Source organism: Escherichia sp. MR (genome assembly GCF_005280595.1).
GTDB classification, from domain to species: domain Bacteria; phylum Pseudomonadota; class Gammaproteobacteria; order Enterobacterales; family Enterobacteriaceae; genus Escherichia; species Escherichia ruysiae.
Genome location: NZ_SZVK01000022.1, coordinates 35,755 through 56,664 on the forward strand (window position 1 = coordinate 35,755; position 20,910 = coordinate 56,664).

The 20,910-nt window shown below is 52.1% G+C and carries 16 protein-coding genes; 7 read left to right on the plus strand and 9 right to left on the minus strand.

Annotated elements, in window-relative coordinates; genetic code table 11:
- From fhuB to hrpB, 8 genes are all read right to left on the minus strand, one after another.
- Positions 1 to 1,983: a Fe(3+)-hydroxamate ABC transporter permease FhuB gene (gene fhuB / locus FC814_RS11715; RefSeq protein WP_000044016.1), complete on the minus strand. Its 1,983-nt coding sequence runs from the start codon at positions 1,981 to 1,983 to the stop codon at positions 1 to 3.
- Positions 1,980 to 2,870, minus strand: a complete 891-nt coding sequence (gene fhuD, locus FC814_RS11720) for a Fe(3+)-hydroxamate ABC transporter substrate-binding protein FhuD (protein ID WP_137325967.1) — start codon at positions 2,868 to 2,870, stop codon at positions 1,980 to 1,982. The genes fhuB and fhuD overlap by 4 nt, the downstream gene beginning before the upstream one ends.
- A complete protein-coding gene (gene fhuC / locus FC814_RS11725) occupies positions 2,870 to 3,667 on the minus strand; it encodes a Fe3+-hydroxamate ABC transporter ATP-binding protein FhuC (RefSeq protein ID WP_010346004.1) in 798 nt (265 codons plus the stop codon). Before fhuC ends, fhuD begins: the two co-directional genes overlap by 1 nt.
- A gap of 50 nt (positions 3,668 to 3,717) precedes the next feature.
- Complete coding sequence (gene fhuA, locus FC814_RS11730) at positions 3,718 to 5,961, minus strand: ferrichrome porin FhuA (protein ID WP_137325968.1); 2,244 nt, start codon at positions 5,959 to 5,961, stop codon at positions 3,718 to 3,720.
- 254 nt (positions 5,962 to 6,215) lie between these two features.
- Positions 6,216 to 7,181: a hypothetical protein gene (locus FC814_RS11735; RefSeq protein ID WP_000323819.1), complete on the minus strand. Its 966-nt coding sequence runs from the start codon at positions 7,179 to 7,181 to the stop codon at positions 6,216 to 6,218.
- Complete coding sequence (locus FC814_RS11740) at positions 7,181 to 9,271, minus strand: DNA methyltransferase (RefSeq protein ID WP_286135984.1); 2,091 nt, start codon at positions 9,269 to 9,271, stop codon at positions 7,181 to 7,183. Before FC814_RS11740 ends, FC814_RS11735 begins: the two co-directional genes overlap by 1 nt.
- 392 nt (positions 9,272 to 9,663) lie before the next feature.
- Positions 9,664 to 12,168, minus strand: a complete 2,505-nt coding sequence (gene mrcB / locus FC814_RS11745) for a bifunctional glycosyl transferase/transpeptidase (protein WP_000918200.1) — start codon at positions 12,166 to 12,168, stop codon at positions 9,664 to 9,666.
- Between the two features lie 194 nt (positions 12,169 to 12,362).
- Positions 12,363 to 14,792 carry an ATP-dependent helicase HrpB gene (hrpB, locus tag FC814_RS11750; protein ID WP_137325969.1) on the minus strand — a complete coding sequence of 810 codons (2,430 nt, stop codon included), beginning with the start codon at positions 14,790 to 14,792 and terminating at the stop codon, positions 12,363 to 12,365.
- A 73-nt stretch (positions 14,793 to 14,865) separates the two neighbouring features.
- On the opposite strand from hrpB, the gene thpR reads away from it, so the two are divergent.
- The 7 genes from thpR (at position 14,866) to FC814_RS11785 (ending at position 20,824) form a co-directional block, all read left to right on the plus strand.
- The gene (gene thpR, locus FC814_RS11755) at positions 14,866 to 15,396 is read left to right on the plus strand and encodes an RNA 2',3'-cyclic phosphodiesterase (RefSeq protein WP_137325970.1); all 531 of its coding nucleotides are present in this window, start codon (positions 14,866 to 14,868) and stop codon (positions 15,394 to 15,396) included.
- Between the two features lie 14 nt (positions 15,397 to 15,410).
- Entirely contained in the window at positions 15,411 to 16,115 is a 705-nt protein-coding gene (gene sfsA, locus FC814_RS11760; protein WP_137325971.1) for a DNA/RNA nuclease SfsA, read from the plus strand.
- A 177-nt stretch (positions 16,116 to 16,292) separates the two neighbouring features.
- On the plus strand, positions 16,293 to 16,748 hold the full coding sequence (dksA, locus tag FC814_RS11765; RefSeq protein WP_001155227.1) for an RNA polymerase-binding protein DksA: 456 nt from the start codon (positions 16,293 to 16,295) through the stop codon (positions 16,746 to 16,748).
- A gap of 66 nt (positions 16,749 to 16,814) precedes the next feature.
- On the plus strand, positions 16,815 to 17,711 hold the full coding sequence (gluQRS, locus tag FC814_RS11770) for a tRNA glutamyl-Q(34) synthetase GluQRS (RefSeq protein ID WP_170967947.1): 897 nt from the start codon (positions 16,815 to 16,817) through the stop codon (positions 17,709 to 17,711).
- Between the two features lie 59 nt (positions 17,712 to 17,770).
- A complete protein-coding gene (gene pcnB / locus FC814_RS11775; RefSeq protein ID WP_204116109.1) occupies positions 17,771 to 19,168 on the plus strand; it encodes a polynucleotide adenylyltransferase PcnB in 1,398 nt (465 codons plus the stop codon).
- Complete coding sequence (gene folK / locus FC814_RS11780; protein WP_000215154.1) at positions 19,165 to 19,644, plus strand: 2-amino-4-hydroxy-6-hydroxymethyldihydropteridine diphosphokinase; 480 nt, start codon at positions 19,165 to 19,167, stop codon at positions 19,642 to 19,644. Before pcnB ends, folK begins: the two co-directional genes overlap by 4 nt.
- Before the next feature lie 601 nt (positions 19,645 to 20,245).
- A complete protein-coding gene (locus FC814_RS11785) occupies positions 20,246 to 20,824 on the plus strand; it encodes a fimbrial protein (protein WP_001035567.1) in 579 nt (192 codons plus the stop codon).
- Positions 20,825 to 20,849: 25 nt separating this feature from the next.
- On the opposite strand, the gene FC814_RS23495 is transcribed toward FC814_RS11785, so the two are convergent.
- A partial coding sequence (locus FC814_RS23495) for an IS1 family transposase (RefSeq protein ID WP_071528444.1) occupies positions 20,850 to 20,910 on the minus strand: 61 nt, incomplete at its 5' end.

A 20,910-nucleotide genomic window follows, 5' to 3' on the forward strand; every position in this document is an offset into this window, starting at 1 on the left:
TTAACGGCTCTGCTTTCTCAACAAATAGATAAAGTACGGCGCGCCGATAAACGTCGACAACAATCCCGCTGGGATCTGGAACGGAAACAGCACCATCCGCCCACACCAGTCAGCGAATACCAGCAATAAACCTCCCACCAGCGCCGAAATCACAATGTGCGGCATCGTCCGTCGAAAGCCCATCATCCGCGCGATATGCGGTGCCATCAAACCAACAAAACTCAACGGCCCAATAGTCATCGTCGCGGTCGCTGTCAGGCAAGCCGCTAACAGCAGCAACGCAATTCGCGTCGGCGTCAGCGCCATTCCCACAGCTCGTGCGGTATCGCCACCCAGCGGCAAAATGGTCAGCCAGCGGCGGCACAGCGGGGTAATCGCCAGCAAAATCACCATCACAATTCCTGTGCGCCAGACCTGTGCATCGGTCGCGTTGTAGGTCGAACCGGAAATCCAGGTCAGCACTTGCGCCATTCGCGGGTCACCACTCGCCTGCAACATCATCAAAAGCATGGTGAACGCGGTGCTTAACGCCATCCCCGCAAGCAGCATCCGGTGTGGGGAAAATCCACCTCGACCGGCGGCGATCATAATGATTAACAAGGTCACCGCCGCGCCAAGACTTCCCGCAGGCAACAGCCAGCCAAAGGCGTTGCCCGGCACCAGAAACAGCATCAACACTACGCCAAACGCCGCACCGGAGCTAATCCCCAGCACTTCCGGGCTTGCCATCGGGTTTCCGGTCAACCGCTGAATAATGCAGCCCGCCACCGCCAGCATGACGCCCGCAAACAGTGCTGCCATAATTCGTGGCCAGCGCCAGGGCATTAAATCATCAAGCAGCGCCCCGCTCGCCCACGTCCAGCCGTGCGCATCACGACCAAACGACAACGCCACAACCACAGCAATCAACAGCAGCACGCCGCCAGCGAGGGCAAACGCCAGCACATGTTGGCGTTCAGTCGCGACACGATCGTTCACCTTCATATCTGGCGCGCTAATGCTGCGTAAACGCGGCAGCAGCCACAACAGCAGCGGCGCACCGATGAGCGCAGTGACCGAACCGGTGGAAACCTCCATCCACACGCGAGTCAGCCAGAGGATGATTTGATCGGAAAGCCAGAGGATCAGCGCACCAATCAGCGACGCCAGCATCAACCGTGGCAGCAAACGCCGCGCCCCCAGCATTTTCGCCAGCAGTGGTGCGAACAACCCGATAAAGCCGATAATCCCTACCGCATTCACCAGCAGAGCACTGATGACAATCGCCAGCGACAGCGCCGCCAGACGCGCCAGCGACAAGGCCAGGCCCAGATTGCGCGCCACGCCATCATCAAGCCCCATCAGGGTTAATGGACGAAGTAGCAGCAACGTCAGCATCACGCCGCCCAGCAGCTGCGGCCATAAACGCTCAACGCCGCTCCAGTCGGTTTGCGTCAGCGTTCCTGTACTCCACAGGAACATGCTTTGTAGCTGGTCGTGATGGAAGATAACCAGTAACTGATTGATTGCCCCGCAATAAAGGCTCACCACCAGACCCGCGAGGATCAGCGTTACCGGCGAAAGGCGCTTGCCCCACGCGACGCCAAAGACAATTAAGCCAACGACACAAGCCCCTGCCAACGCGGCAAACTGGCTCGCCATCGCGCCGGGGATCGCCCAGAGCGTGGTGACGGTAATTCCCAGTTGCGCGCCCGTTGCGACGCCCAGCGTAGTCGGTTCTGCCAGCGGGTTACGCAACACTTGCTGAAACAGCACGCCCACCAGCCCCAGACCTGCGCCAACCAACAGCGAAATAGCCAGACGCGGCAGCAAGCTGTAGTGAAAAATCATCTGTTCAATGACATCGATATCCGGCGACCAGGCAGCCTGCGCCCACTGACTACGCGGCAGCGCCTGCGAGAAGTTCATCCAAGTCAACGCCGCAGCGGCAATCACCAGCAGCGCCAGTAATAACGCCGGGAAAAGCGCAATTCGTTTACTCACGCTTGACCTCCGATGGCGTTATCCAGAATACGCACAAAATGCATTGCCGAGAGCGTCGCACCATAGAACCAGACGGCGGGTACACGCTGAAAGCGTCCGGCACGGACAAACGGCATTGCCTGCCACAGCGGCGTCGCCATTAACGCGTCCATGTCTTTGCTGTTGTCGTGATCAAAACAGAGCACATCAACGTCTTTATAGGCTGCCAGACGATCGATACTGACGGCGGTACTGCCCCAAAAGTTGGTTTCCCCTTGCCAGGCATTTGAGATGCCGTACTCATCAAGAATTTCCTGGAATAAGCTGTTTGGACCGAAGACCAACATATGGCGCGAATCGATAAGCGTCGTCAGCAGTAACGGACGCGCTCCTCGCTTCACAAAGCGGGGTTTCATGCTGCGGATAAAGTCTTCATATTGCACTAAATGCGTTTCCGCTGCACTTTGCAGGTTAAGTAAATCTGCCATTTCCGTCAGCGATTTACGCGCCATCGCCAATGGCTGTTTGCCGTCGCTGAAGTTAAATCCGCGTCCCGGCGCAATACGAGCCAACATTTCTGGTGAAGGACCATATCCCGCCGACCAGACCATAAACGATGGTTTCATTTCGGTCAGCAGTTCGAGGTTAGGTTCTGTACGCAAACCAACATCAATCACCGACTCCGGCAATGGCGGTTCGCTGACCCACAGTCGATAGTTGATGGTATCCGCCACGCCGTAAGGCACGATGCCGAGCGCCAGCAGTAATTCCACCGGCAACCACTCCAGCGCCACAATACGATTGGGATCAATAGCCGCCGCGTGGGCGGTATTCATCTGCCATAACAACGGAGAAAGCGCCATCGCCGTTAACAGTCGGCGGCGCGAAATAAGAGATAAGCCGCTCATCAATAAACAAAACTCACAGGTGCAGCACCCGCCGGATGCGGCAAAATACCCATCGGGATGCCATAAATCATTTCGAGGGTTTCGCCGCGCATAATTTCCGCAGGCGTTCCCTGAGCAATCATTTCACCGCCGCGCAGGGCGACCAGATAATCACAGTAACGCGCAGCCATATTGATATCGTGCAGCACGGCAATGACCGTCAGGCCACGCTCCTGACTTAAACGATGCACCAGCGCCAGCACATCAACCTGGTGGGCGATATCCAGCGCCGAGGTCGGTTCGTCCAGCAACAGACAACGGCTATCCTGCGCCACCAGCATGGCGATCCACGCCCGCTGACGCTCGCCGCCAGAGAGACTATCGACCAGCCGCTGCGCCAGCGGTTTTAAGCCAACCAGCGAGATAGCTTCCTCGACCTTTTCGCGATCTGCCGCGCCAAAGCGCCCCAGCGCGCCATGCCACGGGTAACGACCAATCGCCACCAGTTCACGCACCGTCATCCCTTCTGCCGGAGGAAGCTGCTGCGGCAAATAAGCCACTTTGCGGGCGAACGCTTTGCTGCTCCAGCTTTCCAGCGGCTGGGCATCAAGAAGAATCTCCCCTTCCGACGGTGGCTGATGACGGCCAAGCATTTTGAGCAGAGTGGATTTACCAGAACCGTTGTGACCAATCAGACCGGTCACTTTCCCGGCAGGAAAGGTTAACGACAGCGGATGCAAAAGCGTGCGCCCAGGCACACGAAAGGAGATATTACGCAGTGCAAAAGTGGTATCGGAATGATTCGTGTATTCCTGCATAACAGCCAACTTGTGAAACGGGCACGGAAATCCGTGCCCCAAAAGAGAAATTAGAAACGGAAGGTTGCGGTTGCAACGACCTGACGTTCTGCGCCCCAGAAGCAGCCATAAGTGTTAAAGCAGCTGGCGACGTATTCACGATCGAACAGGTTGTTAACATGCAGCGCCACGTTGGAGCCAACCATACCGACTCGCGCCAGATCATAACGCACTAACGCATCCACGACCGTATAACTTCCCACTTTAAAGGAGTTAGCCGGATCACCATAGCTGGAGCCTGTATAACGACCACCGGTGCCCAGTGTCAGACCTGAAAGTGGGCCGTCAAAGAAGGTGTAGTCAGCCCACAGAGAAGCCATGTGTTTTGGCACCTGCGCAGGCGTATTGCCTTTATAGGTAGTATCGGTGGTGTATTCCGCATCGGTGTAGGTATAAGAACCGACTACGTTAACACTCGCCGACAACGCCGCTTTTGCTTCGATTTCTACGCCACGTGCGCGGATCTCGCCACCTTCAACCGAGAAGAAGGAACCCTCAGGGTCCGCCATCAGGTTATTGGTTTTGGTGAGATTATACAGTGCACCCGTCACCACAATTGGGCGATCTTCCGGTACATATTTCACGCCGACTTCGTACTGCTTACCTTTAGACGGTGCGAAAATATTACCATCCTTTCCGACCTGGGAAGAAGGTTCAAACGATTCGCTATAACTGAAGTAAGGTGTTACGCCATTATCAAACAGGTAGTTAACACCACCACGCCAGGTAAACTGTTTGTCATCACGTTTATCGGTCATCCCGGCAACGCGGTTAAGAGATTCTTGATCCGCCCAGTCATAACGACCGCCCAGGGTGACCAGAACTTTATCCCACTGCGCCTGATCCTGAACGTAAATACCCGTTTGCTTCTGCTTATTCAGAATGCGGTAAGGGCCGGAGTTTGCCGGATCTTTCGCATTGAAATCGAAATCGGTATTCACCGGATTGTACAGATCGAGCAGCGGTACGGAGTCGTCGTAACCAAACCAGGCGTTGATGTCGTTACGCATACGCATGAAATCAACACCCGTCAGCAGGGTGTGGTCAATATCGCCAGTGGCAAATTTGCTCTGCAGCTGGGTATCAACAGAGAAGTTTTGCAGCTTCTCATCATCAACGACATATTTACGCGCCAGATAATGGCCTTTGTCCGCTGGCGCTAATGCCGCACATTGTTGGCTGTAAGCATTCGCCGGATCGGAGCAGACACCGTAACCATAAACGCTGTTTTGCGAGGTTTTGTTTTCCGCAAAGCGCAGGTTCTGACGCACGGTAAAGGTATCGTTAAATTCGTGGTCGAAGCTGTAGCCCACCATCTTCTCATTACGAGAATAGGTGTTGTTCTTCGCCCCTTCGTTAAAGTCCGTCGGCAGACGCTTACCATTCGGCAGCGGCTCAACGGTTCCCTCTTTCGGCAACCAGCCGTAATAACCGGTTTCCGGCTCGTTCTGGAAGTAAGAAAGGAAGGTGAAATTGGTTTTATCGTCCGGACGCCAGGTGAACGCCGGTGCAATAGCATAACGCTGCTCTTCTGACCCTTTCTGCTGAGCATTGGCAGAACGCGCAAGACCGGTCAGGCGATAAGAGTAAACGCCGTCGTCATCCAGTGCATCGCTAAAGTCAAAACCAGTCTGGAACAGGCTGTCAGTACCGGCTTTAAATTGAACTTCTTTCAGCGGTTCGGTAGTCGGACGCTTGCTGACCATGTTCAACAGGCCGCCAGGGCTGCTTTTACCGTAAAGCACGGAAACCGGGCCACGCATAATTTCAGCGCGTTCCAGCATATACGGGTCAATGACCGCATCGTTATAGAAGTTGCCCTGCAACTTCAGGCCATTCAGATAGTTATTCTGGCTTTGGCCTTCTGCCGCAAAACCGCGAATGATCAGGTGGTCATAGGTGTTGGATGCGCCACGCGTACCAACAGAGACACCTGGCGTGTAGCTGAGCGCCTCTTTTACTGACTTAGGCTGATGCAGCGCCATCTCTTCGGCGGTCACAACAGAAATAGACTGGGGCACTTTTTGAATCGGCGTATCTGTTTTGGTGCCGGTAGCGGACTGTCGCGCCGCAATAGTTGCAGCCGGCCCCCATGCGCTTTCTTGCGGCGCAGGTGCAGCGGTAACGGTGATAGTGTCTTCTTTCGGTTCAACCGCTGCCTGTGCATAAACAGACATGCCGCTAACCGCTGTGGCTACTACAACTGCGATTTTACGCAGCGAGTGTTTTGGCTGAGCAGTTTTGTAACGCGCCATTGGTATATCTCTGATGTAAAGTGAATGATAACGTAAACGAGAATAATTATTATAAAGATAAGATAATATTCGAAAGGCTGACGGGTTCGCAAGCGGTACGCAATATGCGCGCCCCTGAAGGGTCAATAAACAATCAGATGAAAAGAAAGGGTTAATTGTTTAGGCGGGATGTTACTGATATTGACTTATCTACGCCCTGTGTTCATTCATTCCACAAGGCGTAGTGATTTATTCCCCAGTCTATACAAGCCGCGTCAGGATAACGCTTTCAGAAGAAGCTGCGCGCGATGCTCATCGCTCACGGTCTCCCAGGCTTCCGCAAGCTGAACGTGCGCTTGTTTACTGATATCTATAGAAACCGCCAGTCCTTCATCAACTTCCGGCGCCTGAGTGTTGTTCTCACTCTGTTCAATGGCACGGAAAATTGCTTCATTCATGGTGGCAGTGTCGAGCGAACCCAGACGGCTTTTTAGTGCCTGAGCGGTGGAGGCAGAAACCCACATGCGGACGATCTCTTCATTCACCGGTTCACTCTGCACGCGAAAATAACAAAGGTTCTCGTCTGACGGCAGCGGCACGTCAAAATATGGCTGGATCTTGATACCCGCACTGGTCGTCACGGAATAGCGTTTCTGCTTTGTATCCCGGTCATATATCCACAAACTTTTGCTGGCCTTACGTGCCCCTTTAGCTGGAGTAACATTCCATACCGCTGTGTACTGCTCCGGATTTGGCGGGATCATCCGCTCTTCAAAATAGAGGAATTCCGTCAGACTATCCTCCCATAGTAGCCAGCCTGTACGCATATCAGGGGTCTTATGAGGTGCGGCATCTCTTACCGTTTGCGTTCGACGTTCTATAAGCTCTGCGTATTGCTGGAAGACGTCATGCATCACGTCGTTAGCATCACGAGTGGTATCATCAATACGGATCGAACGCGTTGCAGCCGGGTGCATAAGCGTAGTGCCGCAGACTGACTTGATCGGTCTGTCACGCAGGCCTGCTATGCGCAAGAGTTTCATCTCCAGCCCCAATCCCTGATAATTGACATCAATATGTAAATTGCTCCAGCCACCATCAGGAATATTTTTTGCCAGGCAGTAAACGCGACTCCAGTCACCTTCCTCCAGCTTTCTGCCCATCATGGCGGCAACCTGAGTTGCCAACCACCGTTTAGCAAATACCTTTTCAGTATCAGTAAATGCTTGTAAGTATGCCATTACAACGGATCCTTATTACCTTCCAAAAGAGCAATTGCCTGAGACCTGAAGGTCGCGAAGTCCAACATTTTCCCATGCAGTAAAAGACTTTCAGCCAGATATTCGCTGTAGAGAGTGCGATAATCAATATCAGCCTCACGTTTAACGTGCAGATAAGGAAGCACGGGGATCGTACCATTTCGCTGGCTCAGGAATTCCTTAACTGAAATGGTTTTCGCCTCCGCCGTTGACACTTCCTGCTTGTTGCCATTTTCAACTTTACGACAATGCAGCATGAGATCAGCACCTGCGGTGTTATCGCTAACAAATTGCTTAAACGTACCATGCTGCTTGTCGAAAATATCGATCCTTTCAATGGTAAAACCAGCATCCAGCACTGCATTACGCAGACGATTCCAGATGTCCTCCGAAGAGTTCATAAATACCAACACCATCCAGTGTCCTGGTCTTAGCACACGATAACTTTCAGCCAGACTCTGCGTCATTAATTCCTGATATCTGTTGGCATCCTTTTTTTGTACGCGATTAACTATGGCTTCATCCGTGGCATCCGTATAGGACATTAACCAGGACTCCCACAACATATTCATTTCGCTATAGTTAATGTTGGCTCCAAACGGCGGATCGGTGAAAATCAGATCAACACTATTATCCGGCAGAAACGAAAGATCGGTCGCAGAACCCGTTTTAACCTGACAACGACCAACGTAGGCTTTAGCCGTGGTTTCAAGGTGATCAATAATTGATCTGGCCTTGCGTTCGAAGGTCAAAAAGATATTCGCTTCATTGAAAATATACGGGACATTAAAATTTGCCGTATTACCGCTGCCGCCCCAAAAACGGTACTCAGAAAGCCGGGTCACACGCTGATAGAGCGAAGTGAAAACAAAGCCGAGAAATGCGGCAATATTGGTATCTTCAACGCGATGAATCGCTTTCCACAACTGGCTCATCGCCGCCAGATTTCTGGCAGTATAAAAATGCTTTATGTTAGTCAGGCCATGACGCTTGGGCTGTGCCAGATTCACTCCATCTGGTAGATCGAAATCCGGGATGAACCCCTCAGCAAGATATTTGCCTGCGTCAATTGCGGCAATGAGCTTGAGATCGGCCTCCACAGGCGGCACCTCGGACTGAGCTTTACCGCAGCATTTATACCCCACGAGAACCGGCACTGGCGTCGTTCGGGCAAGGCGCGATTTTTTGACCTGATGATGACAATAAGGGCACGGGAACTCGCGCAAAAATTTATGTTCGCGCACAGTGTTACCGTAGCTACGGCATTCGTCCCAAAGCACAAACTCCTTACTACACTCGCTGCAAATGACTTTGTATGACCAGACAGTAAAGAGCAACTCTGCCTCTTTTCCACAGGTACGGCATTGCGTTGTGTAAAGGGTTTTACGCAGATCCTCCAGACTCTCAGTAACTACTTTTACCGCCGCCGCGAGCGCAGCGGGATCGCATTGCGATGTAAATCGATTAGCGATAAAACTGGCTGCAGGTGACAGTTCATTGAGAATGACATCATGACCGGTCGTCAGTGCCGCGACCCCTGTCATACCGCTTCCCGCAAAGGGATCAAGCACCAGTCCGCCTTCGGGCAAATATTTTTGCAGCACCTGGGCAATCCCTTGAGGCGGAACTTTGGTGTGATATGTATGCGCGTCATAAGTATACGTATTCTTTCCTGCTGAAACGCCCTCCGCCACAGCCTCTTTCACGGTCTGCGCAGCTTCAGAATGCGATGAAAGAATTTCAGCCAACAGGTATTCACCATTGCCCCAAAGTTCTCCTTTTTTAAGTCGGGAGAGCAGAGGCAGCCCCGGCTCATCGCGCAGCACAATCGTGCCTTCATATTTGTCGGCTGTCGTTTTTTTACGTATCCCACGAGAGGCGAATGTTCGTGTCGTATTCAGATTCGCAAGATCGATCGCCAGACCCGCATTGAGCTTCGCAAGTAGCTCATGCAATTCTTTTATCGTATCGGCACTGGGTTCAATATCCCCGCGAATCCAGCGAGCAACTGAAATGTAAGAAGTGCCGAGATACTGCGCCACGCCTTTCGGATCCAGGCCACTTAATGCCATAATTTCCTGCAATAATGCCTGATAGTGATTCTCAGGATGTGATACTTGCTGACCAGAGCGCATCATCTTTTGCCCCCCTCATTAATACCAATAACAACGTTGAGAGATACCTCATTAGCGTGCACTGCTATAGTCATTCACTATTTACCTTTTTGATTCGCTTTCTCATTAAGTCCGGCAAAGGCTGTGTCGATACGCTTTCATCGACTATTCTGAGAGGATGTCTGTTGGCATCAAAGGAAGAATGTTTCACGCAAAAAATATTTAAATTCATTGCGTTGAATATTAAACAGGTCAATTTCTTCTGATATTTGCATCCCACTAAATTTAGCAGGTTCCCTGTATCAACAGAGAACCTGCCATTAGTATCAACGCATTACTGCCTGAGAACGTTAATTACTGCCAAACATGTCCTTGATCCAGCCTGCTACGCCGTCGCTGTCTTTCTGCTCCTGTTGCGCAGGTTGCTGCGGCTGAGAAGACTGATCAAACGGATTGCCCGACGGCTGCTGTTGAATCTCGCTTTGCTGGCACAACGAATCAGGATCGCTGGTCCATACTGGCAAGGTTCTCATACCACCGCTGCAAACAAAGTTACCGTCGTAGTCCACGCCCATATCCACAATATCTTCCGGCGGTACAAGATTCAGCGGCGTTGGCGTCTGGTTCGCCAGATAACGCTGGTAAATCGACATCGCCCCACTGGCGCCATACAGTTTAGTTGGCTGGTTGTTATCGCGGCCAACCCAGGTGATGGTCACCGTGCTGCCGTCAATGCCCGCAAACCAGGTATCAACGTTGTTGTTGGTAGTCCCTGTTTTCCCTGCCAGATGCAGATTTGGATATTTCGCCCCAAGCTGACGACCCGTACCGCGTTGTACAACCTGCTGCATGGTCCACAATGTCAGATACGCCGCCTGCGCCGGAACAGCGCGTTCCGCCTGCGGGAAACTCTGATAGAGCACTTTACCATCTTCAGCAATCACTGAACGCAGTGCAGAAAGCGGTGCGCGGTTACCTCCGCTGGCGATAGTCTGGAATGCCTGCGCCACTTCGATTGGCGTTAAGTTCAACGCCCCCAGTAACATAGCCGGAACCGGATTCAGCTGATCTTTCGGCACGCCCAGCTTAATCCAGGTGTCCGTAACCGCAGGCAGCCCCAGCGCCATCCCCAGATTTACCGTTGGCACGTTCATAGAACGGGTCAACGCATCCACCAGCATCACTCTGCCGCTTTCGCTATAGCGACGATCATCGTTCTGCGGTGACCAGACCTGACCGTTCGGCTGACGCAGCGCGATGGGGGCGTCGGCAATCCACGTGTTCAGACGATAGATTTTCGGCTGGCTTAAGGCCGTCAGATAAGTCGCTGGTTTTGCCAGTGAACCAATCGAACGACGCGCCTGCATCGCACGGTTATAACCCGCAAACTGCGGTTCCGAACCACCGACCATGGCACGAACCTCACCGCTAAAGCGGTCAACAACCACAATAGCCGTTTCCAGATCGCTCAACTTACGCTGTTTCTTCAGTGCCGGAATACCTTCCACGGCAGCTTTTTCTGCCGCGTCCTGAGCCACCGAGTCAAAGGTAGTGAAGATCTTCACGCCGGAGAGATCTTTCACTTTATCGCCCAGTTTCGCCTGCAGCTCCTGACGTACCAGTTGCATAAAAGCAGGCTGTGGAGAGATTACCCCACCGCGCGGCTGAACGCCCAGCGGACGCGCGCTCAACATGTCGTAGAGTTCTTGATCAATAATCTGCTGTTGTTGCAGCAATCGCAGCACCAGATTACGTCGCTCCAGTGCCAGTTTTGGGTTACGCCACGGGTTGTAAATTGACGCGCCTTTCACCATACCGACTAACAGCGCCTGCTGGTCAAGGCTCAACTCTTCCACCGGACGACCAAAGTAGTACAGGCTCGCCAGCGGGAAACCACGGATTTCGTTGTCACCGCTCTGACCGAGATACACCTCGTTCATATACAGCTCAAGAATGCGGTCTTTGCTGTAACGCGCATCCATGATCAGCGCCATATAAGCTTCGTTCGCTTTACGCCAGTAAGAACGCTCACTGGAAAGGAACAAGTTTTTCACCAACTGTTGCGTCAGCGTACTCGCCCCCTGCACCGTGCGACCGGCGGTCAGGTTTGCCAGCACCGCACGCCCAATTGAGTAGAGGCTGATCCCATCATGCTCATAGAAATGACGGTCTTCCGTCGCCAGCAAGGTATCCACCAGCAGATCCGGGAATCCACTGCGCGGCACAAACAGACGCTGCTCACCGTTTGGCGAGGAGATCATGGTGATCAGGCGCGGATCAAGACGGAAGAAGCCGAACTGACGGTTGTTCTCCATATTGACGATGGTCGCCAGATGATCGCCATCAAAGGTCAGGCGCGCACGCACCTGCCCTTCTTTACTATCCGGGAAATCAAACGGACGGCGGATCATCTCAATGCTGTTAGCCTGCACGGTAAATTCGCCAGGACGGGTCATCTTCGACACCTGACGATATTGGGTCGCCTCTAACAGTTTCACCATCTCGTTCTTGCTGATAGTCATGTCTGGCTCAAGGTTTACCATCCGACCATAAACTGCCGCTGGCAATTGCCAGACCTTGCCATCAATACGGCTGCGAATTTTTTGATCGAGATAAACCCCGTAAACGGCGATTAACACCGCAAATACGATGCCCAGTTTCAGTAGCAGCCAGAGCCAGCCGCGTTTACCACGAGGCTTACGCCCTTTGCCCTTACCTTTGCGCGGCATCGGTTCTTCATCCTCATAGTCATCATAATCATCGTCATCTTCGTAACGACGACGGCTTACCTTTTGTTTGACAGGACGCGTCGGTTTCCCTTTGCGTCCAATTGGCTCGCGGTCATTCCCGGCCATACTTTTTCTCCGCAATATTCAGGCGCAAAAGCCCGATTTTCTGTTCTTCCGTTGCAAGACAGAAGAAGATATCTCTCAAAATTGCTTTTCTCCCTCTCCCTGTGGGAGAGGGTCGGGGTGAGGGCATCAGCGCGCACATTACCCCTCACCCTATCCCTCTCCCCATAGGGGCGAGGGGACTGCCCATACCCGTTTTACGAATATTTTTTCGTCCGGCGCGTCGGCGCGGTGTTGGCGGGGTCGTCCGGCCAGACATGTTTGGGATAACGCCCTTTCATCTCTTTTTGCACTTCGCGATACGCCCCCTGCCAGAAGGCGCTTAAATCACGCGTGATTTGCAGCGGCCTTTGGGCGGGTGAAAGCAACTCCAGCACCAGCGGCACGCGCCCCTGGGCGATCGTCGGATTGGTGGCCTCGCCAAACATCTCCTGCATTCTCACCGCCAGCGCGGGCGGGTTATCTTCATGATAACGAATGGCGATCCGGCTTCCCGTCGGCACAGTGTAATGCGCAGGAAGTTCACTATCCAGCCGTTGCTGCATTCCCCAATCAAGTAACCCGCGCAGCGCCTGGTAAATATCGAGTGATTTCAGGCCACGCAGTGAATGTACACCGCTCATATGTGGCAACAACCACGCTTCCAGCGTCGCCAGCAAATTTGCCTCATCAACCGCTGGCCAGTCATATTCCGGTAGCCACTTCGCAGCACACAGCAAACGCAAACGTAGCTGTTCCGCTTCCGGTGTCCAGTTAAGTACACTGAGACCTTTATCGCGAATACCGTTGAGCATTGCATGATGTAATTCATCTTCCGACGGTTTCGCCAGCGGCTGTACTTTTACTGTGAGCTGACCCATCTGCAACCGACGCCAGGCTTTTAGTGTGCCTTGCACATCGTCCCATTCAACGGTATCAGACTGCCGTAATAGCTGCGGACAACGCTGTATTAACTCATCGATATCGACCGGTAGCGCCAGTAAAATTCGCGCATCCGGCGAGGCGCTGCCCTGCAATAATAACGGTGCGACCAGCCATTCATGGCGGCTTAAGGCATCATCGGTGTCCAGCATCGCTCCCATGCCGTTCGCCAGCTGATAGCGCCCTTCTTGCCCACGACGACGAGCAATGCGATCGGCAAACGCCTCAGCAAGTAACGGCGCGATAAGCGAACTGTCTGCCTCGCCGCCACGCACATTTAAGCGTTTTAATAACTGTTGACTGCGTTGCTGCCAGGCCGGTTGATTGCGCGAAAACGCCACACCCAGATCGCTATTCCCCATCCGTGGCGGCTCTTCGAGAATGGCAGCAATTTTTGCGGCGGTTGCGGCTTCATCGTCGCTCTTCGCGCTCACCAGCATTGCCGCTAAACGTGGATCGTTACCCAGTGTCGCCATTTTTTGCCCTTGCGCACTAAGCCGTTCGCCGTCCAGTGCCCCCAGCATCCCTAACAGCCGTTTCGCGGCCTGTAGATTCACCGCTGGCGGTTGATCAAGCCAACTCATCTGCGCCGGATCGCTGCATCCCCATTGCAGTAATTCCATCAGCAAACCGGAGAGATCGCTTTGTAAGATCTCCGGTTCACTTTGCGCGGCAGCGCGTTCTGCTTGTTCTTTGGCGATTAAATGCAGACAGATACCCGGTTCCAGACGCCCGGCACGCCCGGCGCGTTGCGTCATTGATGCCTGACTAACGCGTTGAGTAATCAATCGCGTAAGCCCCGTGCGCGGATCAAAGCGCGCTACACGCTCCTGGGCACAATCCACCACCAGGCGAATACCTTCGATGGTTAAACTGGTTTCAGCGATATTGGTTGCCAGCACCACTTTACGCATTCCTTGCGGTGCCGGAAGGATCGCTTTTCGCTGATCGTTCAGCGACAACGCGCCATACAGCGGGCAGAGCAACACATCACTGCCGATGCGCGAAGCCAGTTGTTCCTGAACGCGCTGAATTTCTCCGACGCCGGGTAAAAATAAGAGTAATGATCCGCTTTCCTGACGCAGCAATTCGGCGGTAGCAACCGCGACAGCCTCGTCAAAGCGTTGATGTGTGGACAACGGCAAATAGCGACGTTCTACTGGATACGAACGTCCTTCGGAAACAATAACCGGCGCTTGCGGCAGCATTTGTTGCAAACGATCGTTATCCAGCGTGGCCGACATAATGAGCAGTTTTAAGTCATCGCGCAGCCCTTGTTGCACGTCCAGCAATAGTGCCAGCGCCAAATCCGCCTGCAAGCTACGCTCGTGAAATTCATCGAGGATCACCATACCGACGCCGCTCAGCTCTGGGTCGCGTTGGATCATGCGCGTCAGCACGCCTTCCGTAACCACTTCCAGTCGGGTATTCGGCCCCACGCAGTTTTGCGCACGCATCCGGTAGCCAACCGTGTCACCAGGCTTTTCGTTAAGCAGCTCCGCCAGTCGTTGCGCAACGTTACGTGCCGCCAGACGCCGTGGCTCCAGCAGGATAATTTTTCCGTTAATGCCTGGATGCGCCAGCAGTTGCAGCGGCAACCAGGTCGATTTCCCGGCTCCGGTCGGCGCGCTTAATAACACCTGCGGTGCGGTATCAAGAGCAGCAAGTAATTCAGGTAAGACGGCAGCAACGGGCAACGACGACACAAAACGCTCCTGAGGGTTAACATTCTTCGCGCCACATTGTAGCATCGCGGTAATTCATAACCGAGTACCTCACATGTCTGAACCGCAACGGCTGTTCTTTGCCATCAACTTACCCGCAGAAATTCGCGAGCAGATTATCCACTGGCGCGCCGCACAATTTCCGCCTGAAGCCGGGCGTCCGGTTGCCGCCGAAAATTTGCATCTGACGCTGGCGTTTTTAGGCGAAGTGAGCGCAGAGAAAGAGAAGGCGCTTTCTCTTTTAGCCGGACGGATTCGTCAACCGGGATTCACTCTGACGCTTGATGACGCCGGTCAGTGGCTGCGTTCGCGCGTGGTGTGGTTAGGGATGCGTCAGCCACCGCGCGGCTTAATCCAGTTAGCAAATATGCTCCGTTCGCAGGCCGCCCGCAGTGGTTGTTTTCAAAGCAATCGACCGTTTCATCCGCATATCACCTTATTGCGCGACGCCAGCGAGGCGGTGACAATCCCGCCGCCAGGTTTTAACTGGTCATATACGGTGACGGAGTTCACTCTTTACGCCTCCTCGTTTGCCCGTGGGCGCACACGCTACACGCCGCTAAAACGCTGGACACTGACGCAATAACAAGGGTTGTCACAATGAAATTTTCACCCCCTCTACAACGCGCCACGCTGGTTCAGCGTTATAAACGCTTTTTAGCTGATGTGATCACACCCGATGGTCGCGAATTAACGCTACACTGCCCTAATACTGGTGCGATGACCGGTTGTGCAACGCCTGGCGATACCGTCTGGTATTCCACTTCCGACAACACAAAACGGAAATATCCGCACACCTGGGAATTGACCCAAAGCCAAAGCGGTGCATTTATTTGCGTCAATACACTTTGGGCAAACAGATTGACGAAAGAGGCTATCCTCAATGGGGATATTTCGGAACTGTCAGGCTATAGCTCGCTGAAAAGCGAAGTAAAATACGGCGCCGAGCGCAGTCGTATTGACTTCATGTTACAGGCGAGGTTTCGACCTGACTGCTATATTGAAGTGAAATCGGTTACGTTAGCGGAAAATGAACAGGGATACTTTCCCGATGCAGTCACTGAACGAGGTCAGAAACATCTTCGGGAGTTGATGAGCGTAGCAGCTGAAGGTCAGCGTGCAGTGATTTTTTTTACCGTGCTGCATTCAGCCATTACACGGTTTTCACCCGCGCGCCACATCGATGAGAAATACGCGCAACTATTGTCAGAGGCTCAACAAAAGGGGGTGGAAATTCTGGCTTATAAAGCGGAACTTTCTGCTGAAGGCATGGCTCTTAAAAAATCACTGCCGGTTACATTGTAGTAAAGTAAGTAACTGGTTAATTTACATTCTGGTCGCGTGCGCAAATACGCTTTTCCTCACACAGTTGTCAAGTGTTACGTTTAGATAATTGCTATCCGGAAAAGCATCTGCTATTTATAGCGGCCTCATTTTTCCCCCGAACATGGGGATCGATAGTGCGTGTTAAGGAGAAGCAACATGCAAGAAGGGCAAAACCGTAAAACATCGTCCCTGAGTATTCTCGCCATCGCTGGGGTGGAACCATATCAGGAGAAGCCGGGCGAAGAGTATATGAATGAAGCCCAGCTGGCGCACTTCCGTCGTATTCTGGAAGCATGGCGTAATCAACTCAGGGATGAAGTCGATCGCACCGTTACACATATGCAGGATGAAGCAGCCAACTTCCCGGACCCGGTAGACCGTGCAGCCCAGGAAGAAGAGTTCAGCCTCGAACTGCGTAACCGCGATCGCGAGCGTAAGCTGATCAAAAAGATCGAGAAGACGCTGAAAAAAGTGGAAGACGAAGATTTCGGCTACTGCGAATCCTGCGGTGTTGAAATTGGTATTCGTCGTCTGGAAGCGCGCCCGACAGCCGATCTGTGCATCGACTGCAAAACGCTGGCTGAAATTCGCGAAAAACAGATGGCTGGCTAATTACAGCCGTTCCATCACGTTTACCACAGGCGGGAAATGCTCCCGCCTTATTTTTTGTTCAACGAGATGACAGACATTCACTATATTGGTCGCTTCGCCCCCTCTCCTTCCGGCGAGCTTCATTTTGGCTCTCTGATTGCCGCGCTTGGCAGTTATCTACAGGCACGCGCCCGGCAAGGTCGCTGGCTGGTTCGTATTGAAGATATCGATCCACCTCGTGAAGTTCCCGGTGCCGCAGAGACTATCCTGCGCCAGCTGGAACATTACGGTCTGCACTGGGACGGCGATGTTCTCTGGCAATCGCAACGTCATGACGCCTATCGTGAAGCACTCGTCTGGTTACGTGAGCAAGGGCTAAGTTATTACTGCACCTGTACGCGTGCGCGTATTCACAGCATTGGCGGTATTTACGACGGTCATTGCCGTGAATTACATCATGGTTCAGAAAACGCCGCAGTACGCATCCGCCAGCAGCATCCGGTCATCCAGTTTACCGATCAGTTGCGCGGTATTATTCACGCCGACGAAAAACTGGCGCGGGAAGATTTTATTATTCATCGCCGTGATGGTTTGTTCGCCTATAACCTGGCGGTGGTGGTTGACGATCACTTCCAGGGCGTGAGCGAAATTGTCCGTGGCGCAGATTTGATCGAACCGACGGTGCGACAAATCTCGCTGTACCAGCTTTTTGACTGGCAAGTGCCAGATTACATTCATTTGCCGCTGGCACTTAACGCACAAGGCGCTAAACTTTCCAAGCAGAATCATGCGCCTGCGTTACCGAAAGGCGATCCGCGCCCGGTGTTAATCGCCGCGCTTCAATTTTTGGGTCAGCAGACAGAAACACACTGGCAGGATTTCAGCGTCGAGCAAATCCTTCAGTCTGCCGTCAAAAACTGGACGCTGACCGCCGTGCCTGAGTCGGCAATTGTAAATTCAACATTCTCAAATGCGTCATGCTGAGCTATGATTAGCCGCTATTTTTTTGTCCTGAATGATGTTTGACACTACCGAGGTGTACTATTTTTACCCGAGTCGCTAATTTTTGCCGCAAGGTGCTAAGCCGCGAGGAAAGCGAAGCTGAACAGGCTGCCGCCCGTCCCCAGGTAACGGTGATCCCGCGTGAGCAACATGCTATCTCCCGCAAAGATATCAGTGAAAATGCCCTGAAGGTAATGTACAGGCTCAATAAAGCGGGATACGAAGCCTGGCTGGTTGGCGGCGGCGTGCGCGACCTGTTACTTGGCAAAAAGCCGAAAGATTTTGACGTGACCACCAACGCTACGCCTGAGCAGGTGCGTAAACTATTCCGTAACTGCCGCCTGGTGGGTCGCCGTTTCCGTCTTGCTCACGTGATGTTTGGCCCGGAGATTATCGAAGTCGCAACCTTCCGTGGACACCACGAAGGTAACGTCAGCGACCGCACAACCTCCCAACGCGGGCAAAACGGCATGTTGCTACGCGACAACATTTTCGGTTCCATCGAAGAAGACGCCCAACGCCGCGATTTCACTATCAACAGCCTGTATTACAGCGTCGCGGATTTTACTGTTCGCGATTACGTTGGCGGCATGAAGGATCTGAAAGACGGCGTTATCCGTCTGATTGGTAATCCGGAAACGCGCTACCGTGAAGATCCGGTACGGATGCTGCGCGCGGTACGTTTTGCTGCAAAACTGGGGATGCGCATCAGCCCAGAAACCGCAGAACCGATCCCCCGCCTCGCTACCTTATTGAACGATATTCCTCCGGCACGCCTGTTTGAAGAGTCTCTTAAACTGCTACAAGCGGGATACGGTTACGAAACCTATAAACTGCTGTGTGAATATCATCTGTTCCAGCCGCTGTTCCCGACCATTACCCGTTACTTCACGGAAAATGGCGACAGTCCGATGGAGCGCATTATTGAGCAGGTACTGAAGAATACCGACACGCGTATCCATAACGATATGCGTGTGAACCCGGCGTTCTTGTTTGCCGCCATGTTCTGGTATCCGCTGCTGGAGACGGCACAGAAGATCGCTCAGGAGAGTGGCCTGACCTATCACGACGCTTTCGCACTGGCGATGAACGATGTGCTGGACGAAGCCTGCCGTTCACTGGCGATCCCGAAACGTCTTACTACCTTAACGCGCGACATCTGGCAGCTACAGTTGCGTATGTCTCGTCGTCAGGGTAAACGTGCGTGGAAGCTGCTGGAGCATCCTAAGTTCCGTGCGGCTTACGACCTGTTGGCCTTGCGAGCTGAAGTTGAGCGTAACGCTGAACTGCAACGTCTGGTGAAATGGTGGGGTGAGTTCCAGGTTTCCGCGCCGCCGGATCAAAAAGGGATGCTTAACGAACTGGACGAGGAACCGTCAACGCGTCGTCGTACTCGTCGCCCACGCAAACGCGCGCCGCGTCGTGAGGGCACCGCATGACAGTGGCGTATATTGCCATAGGCAGCAATCTGGCCTCTCCACTGGAGCAGGTCAATGCTGCCGTGAAAGCAATCGGTGATATCCCTGAAAGCTGCATTCTTGCCGTTTCTTCGTTTTACCGCACCCCACCGCTGGGGCCGCAGGATCAACCTGATTACCTCAACGCCGCCGTGGCGCTGGAAACCGCACTCGCGCCCGAAGAGTTACTCAATCACACACAGCGTATTGAATTGCAGCAAGGTCGCGTCCGTAAAGCCGAACGCTGGGGGCCGCGCACGCTCGATTTAGACATTATGTTGTTTGGCAATCAGGTGATTAACACCGAGCGCCTGACCGTTCCGCACTACGATATGAAAAATCGTGGATTTATGCTGTGGCCGCTGTTTGAGATTGCGCCGGAATTAATTTTCCCTGATGGAGAGACATTGCAAAGTTTATTAACGAGCAATGCTTCTTGTCCCTTACCACGCTGGTAATCACCCTCCCCTTTCTAATTATTCAAGCTAGTATGCGTAGTGAAATACGCATCAGTAACCTGGTTCTTGCCTCTGATATGCCAGTCATAATCTTTATGGTTAAAATTCCTTTCTTCTTTTAGATAATTAAGATCAAAAAAAAGTGAGATCCCCCCAAGAAAGGCACAAATGGGCAAAAAAAACACATGAAAATTAACGTACATATTAATAATATTAAACTTTATATTAAGATAATCTAATATGTAAATACAGAAAAACTAATGCATACAAAATGACACACTAAAATATATATATAATAAAAATGACACACCACAATCAATCACAAGAAAAATAATAAAATTAAAAAAATCAATGAGTTAACAATCAAGCCACCCTTATAAACACTCTTATACTCACCTAACCGCTTGCTCTAAAATAAATAGCTATTCAAATGATGAATGCAAGTGAAGGTAAATCAATAAATCACCCCAAATAATTCACACCATCAATTTTTATTTTCATCCTTATATTGCTAGTCTCTGCCGCGTTTTTGGAAGACGTAGAATAACAATAAATTAATATTTGTTATTGATTCGTCTCTCTTTTTTTATGGAGAATTTTAATGAACAAAAAGCTACTTGCCATCGTATTAGCAGCATCTTCCCTTTCAGCCGGTTCAGTAATGGCTGGTGTTGACGGTGGGCAGTTGAATATCGGTGGTTTTGTTACCGCTGGTACTTGTGTAACGACAATAAATGGTGGCGGTAAAGACGTTACGGTTATGCTACAGACTGCACAAATTGCTGATGTCCCGGCAATGAGCAAAACTGCTGCAGGTGGGTTCCCGGAAGATATTAATATTAAAGTTGATTGTGCGACAGGTAATGCAACGGCTCAAAACGCAGTCATGAGTTTCAGTTCTATGTACCATAACTCTAACCAGGGTACTTTGAGTAATGACGGCTCAGTTCAGGATCCAGCAGGTAATGTCGATATCGCTCTGCACCATGTAAATAATACTGGAGCACTGAATCTGGTCGAAGTGAATAACCCGAGCAACCAGATCACTGAAGCATTCGACACCACCACTCATGTTGCGAACTTCCATTTAAAAGCATCTTATGTGAAGTCTGATGCTAATGCCACCGTGACCTCTGGTCATGTGAAAACTAACAGCACCTATACCTTAACTTACAATTAATTTTTATTGGGGTAATGACTCCAACTTATTGATAGTGTTTTATGTTCAGATAATGCCCGATGACTTTGTCATGCAGCTCCACCGAT

Excerpts from the sequence above, each read along its gene's own strand:
- fhuD (WP_137325967.1), bottom strand. The coding sequence starts at position 2,870 with ATGAGCGGCTTATCTCTTATTTCGCGCCGCCGACTGTTAACGGCGATG.
- thpR (WP_137325970.1), top strand. The coding sequence starts at position 14,866 with ATGTCTGAACCGCAACGGCTGTTCTTTGCCATCAACTTACCCGCAGAA.
- fhuC (WP_010346004.1), bottom strand. The coding sequence starts at position 3,667 with ATGCAGGAATACACGAATCATTCCGATACCACTTTTGCACTGCGTAAT.
- FC814_RS11785 (WP_001035567.1), top strand. The coding sequence starts at position 20,246 with ATGAACAAAAAGCTACTTGCCATCGTATTAGCAGCATCTTCCCTTTCA.
- folK (WP_000215154.1), top strand. The coding sequence starts at position 19,165 with ATGACAGTGGCGTATATTGCCATAGGCAGCAATCTGGCCTCTCCACTG.
- fhuA (WP_137325968.1), bottom strand. The coding sequence starts at position 5,961 with ATGGCGCGTTACAAAACTGCTCAGCCAAAACACTCGCTGCGTAAAATC.
- gluQRS (WP_170967947.1), top strand. The coding sequence starts at position 16,815 with ATGACAGACATTCACTATATTGGTCGCTTCGCCCCCTCTCCTTCCGGC.
- dksA (WP_001155227.1), top strand. The coding sequence starts at position 16,293 with ATGCAAGAAGGGCAAAACCGTAAAACATCGTCCCTGAGTATTCTCGCC.
- sfsA (WP_137325971.1), top strand. The coding sequence starts at position 15,411 with ATGAAATTTTCACCCCCTCTACAACGCGCCACGCTGGTTCAGCGTTAT.
- FC814_RS11735 (WP_000323819.1), bottom strand. The coding sequence starts at position 7,181 with ATGGCATACTTACAAGCATTTACTGATACTGAAAAGGTATTTGCTAAA.
- FC814_RS11740 (WP_286135984.1), bottom strand. The coding sequence starts at position 9,271 with ATGGCATTAAGTGGCCTGGATCCGAAAGGCGTGGCGCAGTATCTCGGC.
- mrcB (WP_000918200.1), bottom strand. The coding sequence starts at position 12,168 with ATGGCCGGGAATGACCGCGAGCCAATTGGACGCAAAGGGAAACCGACG.